This is a genomic window from Streptosporangium sp. NPDC023615 (assembly GCF_040640155.1).
Taxonomy (GTDB): Bacteria; Actinomycetota; Actinomycetes; order Streptosporangiales; family Streptosporangiaceae; genus Streptosporangium.
Window position 1 is genome coordinate 1 of the sequence record NZ_JBFABE010000146.1, and the last position, 3,823, is coordinate 3,823.

Consider the following 3,823-nt stretch of genomic DNA (forward strand, 5'->3'; position numbering starts at 1 on the left):
TGCTGGCCGCGATCGAGTTCAAGTGCAACAACACCGCCTACCGGCCGGTGATGGACGCCCTGGATCTGCTGCAGCGCTACGCCGACATCCCGAACACGACCCGCCACTACGACGCCTCGGAGAACGTCCCCATCCAGGGGGTGGTGCCGGATGGCTGGCTGGAGGCGGTCGTCGACGAGAACGGGGTCATCGAGCGGGCTTCCTACGAGCTGTGCGTGATCGTGTCGTTGAAGGACGCGTTGCGCCGCCGCGAGATCTACGTCGCCGGCGCCCGCCGCTGGCGCAATCCCGAGGAGGACTTGCCGACCGATTTCGAGGACAACCGGGACGTCCACTACGAGAACATGCGTCAACCGCTGGACAGCAGCGTGTTCATCGAGACGTTGAAGGAGGCGATGCGCGCCTCGATGGCGGCCTGCGGCCAGGCGATGGCCAGGAACAAGTCCGGCGGCACGAAGGTGAAGACGCACCGCGGCGAGCCGCGCTGGCACATCCCCGACCTGGGCAAGCTGCAGGTTCCGGAGAACCTACGGGCGCTGCACACCGAGGTCGCCGCCCGTTGGGGGATCATCGACCTGCTGGACTTTTTGAAGGAGTCGGACTTCGTCACCGACTTCACCGACGCGTTCACCACGGTCGCCACCAGGGAGGCGACCCCGCGGGAAGTGATCCGCAAACGGCTGCTGCTGGTCCTGTACGCGCTCGGCACGAACGTGGGGATCAAACGGGTCGCCGACGGCGGCCGCCACGGCGAGACCGAGGCAGCGCTGCGCGCCACCAGGCATCTGTTCGTCAACCGCGACAACCTGCGAGCGGCGATCGCGACCCTGGTGAACGCCACCCTGAGGATGCGGGACCCGCTGTGGTGGGGCAACGGGACCGCGTGCGCGTCGGATTCGAAGAAGTTCGGGTCGTGGTCGTCGAACCTGATGACCGAGTACCACGCTCGGTACGGCGGCCCCGGCGTCATGATCTATTGGCACGTGGACCGCAAGTCGGTGTGCGTCTACTCCCAGCTTCGGTCCTGCAACGTCTCCGAGGTCGCCGCGATGATGGAGGGCGTGCTGCGGCACTGCACCGACGCCACCATCGACCGCCAGTACACCGACAGTCACGGCCAGTCCTTGGTGGGGTTCGCGTTCTCCTACTTGCTGGGGTTCAAGCTGCTGCCGCGGATGAAGAGGATCGCCCACCAGAAGCTGGTGAAGGCCGACGCCGATGACCAGGTCCCGACCTGCCTGACCGGCATGGTGGCCGACAAGCCGGTTGACTGGGAGATCATCGCCCAGCAGTACGACCAGATGGTCAAGTACGCCACCGCGCTCAGGTTGGGCACGGCCGAGGCCGAGCAGGTGCTGCGCCGCTTCACTCGCGGCGGCCCCAAGCACCCCACCTACAAGGCCATCGAGGAACTCGGCAAGGCGGTCAAGAGCGTGTTCGTCGCCGAGTACGTCGCCGCCCAAGAGCTGCGCCGCGAGATCCACGAGGGTCTGCAGGTCGTGGAGAATTGGAACTCCGCCAACACCGACCTGTTCTACGGCAGCGCCGGCACCATCCCCGGCAGCGACAAGGAGCACCAGGAGGTCTCCATGCTCAGCCTGCACCTGCTCCAGTCCGCGCTGGTATTCATCAACACCCTGCTTGTCCAGTCCGTCCTCACCGACCCCGTCTGGCAGCAGCGGCTGACGGACGCCGACAAGCGCGGCCTATCGCCCCTGTTCTGGTCCAACGCCAACCTGTACGGCACGATCGACATCGACATGGGCCGCCGCCTCGACCTCGGCCTCGCTGCCTGACCGATCCCGCTCCCTCGATCAGGGCGATCGCGGGAGCATCTGGTCAGGCAGCAGATCGGCCAGCGCGGTCCGGACGGCGGCGCGGCTCACCCCCTGCGCGCGTGCGAGTGCCGCGATCGAGGCGCCTTGGTCCTGGAACGCTGACCGCACCTCCTCGAGCTGGGCGCCGGTCAGCGCGGGCGGCCGGCCGCGATAGCGGCCTTCGGTTTCCGCCGCGGCGATCCCCTCGGCCGTCAGCTCGTTCTGCAGGTCGCGCTGGAACTGCCCGACGGCAGTGATCACGTTGATGATCAGGGCGGTGGTCGCGTCGTTGGCGGCCAGGTCGTGGAAGTTCGACAACGGCCCGGACAGGACCCGCAGCACCACGCCGCGGGCCTGGCACCAGTCGCGGACAGCGTGGATGTCGACCAGGTCGCGGCACAGCCGGAACAGCTCCGACACCGTGAGGGTGTCGCCAGGATGCGCGGCGGCGGCGACCCTGGCGAACGCGGGCCGCTCCAGCGCGGGAATCTTGGAGGTCATCGCCGGGTCCTCGAACAGCCGCACCCCCGGAGCCGGGTGGAACCCCTCGGCCACACCCTCGGTCCGGACCAGCAGCCCGGCCTCGGTGAGGATGTGCCGCTGCCGCAACAGGGACTGGGTCGCGGTGGACGAGCGGGAGTAGACGATCCGCACCGGCGCTCCTCAAGAAGGACGAAGCCCCGTTCTACCTGTCGGAAAATCCTGTCGTCAATCGGAACCCGAAAAGCCCCGCCAACCGTGGTGTTTTATCCTCCTATGCTCGTTTCTCGGGGCCAGGTGAGCGCCCTGTCGGGAAACCTTCTAATTCCGACACTCCGAGAAGGCGCCACAGCGCGATCAAGCCTCCTTCGGGGCTAGCGACACGTTTGGAACGGAGGACCGCCTTATGGTGGCAAGGCCCGCATGGGAGGCGCACTCTGATGAACGGGCTTCGCCGTACTGGACGGGTACCTGGATGAACCCTCCAGGCCGGTGGCGCGTCCCTTTGGTATGAAGAGATCGCGTTTGACCGTCATCGCGCTGCTCGCGTCGTTGTGCGCCTGCGGCCAGTCTGGTGCTGGCCCGGTGCCCACTGTGGCCGGGACCGAGACGATCGTGTTGCCGCGGGCCGATCAGCCCAAAGCGCATCGGCCCACCCTGGAGCAGCTCAAGCGAGAGGCGGCGTCGTCGGGCCGATCCCTGGAGGAGGTTGTCAAGCGGTACGCGACCCGGGTGGCTGCTACCTCGTCACCTAAGCCGACGGACTTGGAGGGGTACGACCCTGCGGTGACCGACCCGAACGTGGTGATCGACGGCATTCCCTACGCCGAGCTGGTCGACCTCGGGGCCATCGCCAAATCGGAGGGCCTCTCCTACGAGGAGGCCATCGATCGCTTCGGCTCACAGTCGTCCAACAGCCGGGTGATCGACAAACTTAACGCGAAGTTCCCTGACGAGATCTCCGGCGTCAGATACGTCGACGACCAGCGGGGGCTGCGCGTCGGCTTCAAGGGTCCTATCCCGACGCGCGCGATCGAGCTGGCCAGGACCCTCCCCATGGAGGTCACCCTGATCGGCGGCAAGGGATTCTCGGCCGCGGAGCTCCGGCGGGCCCAGGACACGGTCGTCTCCTGGCTCCGCTCCCGCCCCGAGGTGGCCACGATGATGGCGCACCCGGATGAGGAGACCGGCCAAGTCAAGGTCACAGTTCAGCCGAAGGTGATGCCGGACGATGCCGAGGAGTTCAAGCGTGGGCTTCAGCTCCCGCAGCTGGACAATCCGCACATCACCGTCGAGGTCACGCTCTCCGCCGAATCGGTCGCCGTTCGGCCGCAGTGAGAGCCACCGAAGCCCCCGGCGCGCACACGGCCCGAACCCAGGCTTGATCCTTCACTCCGCTACCTGGCGGCTGGGGACATGTTCGGGAGCAGAGGGCCGTAGCGTGGAGATCGAACCGAGAGAGGTTTGGTCATGGCAGGTACCACGCGGCGTCGCTTTGATCCGGAGTTTCGGGCCGGAGCGGTGCG

Annotated in this window: 3 protein-coding genes; 2 read left to right on the forward strand and 1 reads right to left on the reverse strand. The window is 67.0% G+C overall.

Annotation, left to right across the window (positions count from 1 at the left end; all coding sequences use genetic code 11):
- The coding region (locus tag AB0G16_RS38445) for a Tn3 family transposase (protein WP_362815917.1) at positions 1-1,796 on the forward strand (1,796 nt) is incomplete at its 5' end.
- A gap of 18 nt (positions 1,797-1,814) precedes the next feature.
- Here AB0G16_RS38445 and AB0G16_RS38450 read toward each other — a convergent pair.
- On the reverse strand, positions 1,815-2,471 hold the full coding sequence (locus AB0G16_RS38450; protein ID WP_362815918.1) for a recombinase family protein: 657 nt from the start codon (positions 2,469-2,471) through the stop codon (positions 1,815-1,817).
- 351 nt (positions 2,472-2,822) lie between these two features.
- Between AB0G16_RS38450 and AB0G16_RS38455 the strand changes: the two genes are divergently transcribed.
- The gene (locus AB0G16_RS38455) at positions 2,823-3,635 is read left to right on the forward strand and encodes a hypothetical protein (protein ID WP_362815920.1); all 813 of its coding nucleotides are present in this window, start codon (positions 2,823-2,825) and stop codon (positions 3,633-3,635) included.
- Positions 3,636-3,823: the final 188 nt, after the last annotated feature.